The sequence below is a fragment of the Curtobacterium flaccumfaciens genome (genome assembly GCF_013359815.1).
In the GTDB taxonomy this organism is placed as follows: Bacteria; Actinomycetota; Actinomycetes; order Actinomycetales; family Microbacteriaceae; genus Curtobacterium; species Curtobacterium flaccumfaciens.
Genome location: NZ_JABMCF010000013.1, coordinates 1 through 309, shown reverse-complemented (window position 1 = coordinate 309; position 309 = coordinate 1). Strand labels below are relative to the sequence as shown.

General features: G+C 69.9%; 1 pseudogene. It reads left to right on the top strand.

The window, feature by feature from the left end:
- Positions 1–97 precede the first annotated feature (97 nt).
- Positions 98–309, top strand: a pseudogene (locus tag HP445_RS00035) (sugar ABC transporter permease); the annotation flags it as partial.

The window sequence follows — 309 nt, the reverse complement described above, 5'->3', positions numbered from 1 at the left end:
GAGTGCCTTCGACGGATCGAAGCCCGTCGACCAGGTCGCAGAGGACCTCGCACAGAAGATGGACGCCGCCCTCGCCAAGGAAAAGTAGGACCCGCGCGTGACGATCAACACCGAGCGGCCCCCGGCCGCAGCCGCCCCCGCCCGGACGACACGTTCGTCCGGGCGGGGCGCCCCCGCTCCGCGAGCCAACGGCGGCCGAGCGCCACGACGGACCGACGGCTGGTGGCCGTGGCTCTTCGTGCTCCCGTTGCTCGTCGGCGTCGGCACCTTCTACATCTGGCCGATCATCCAGACGTTCTGGTACTCGTT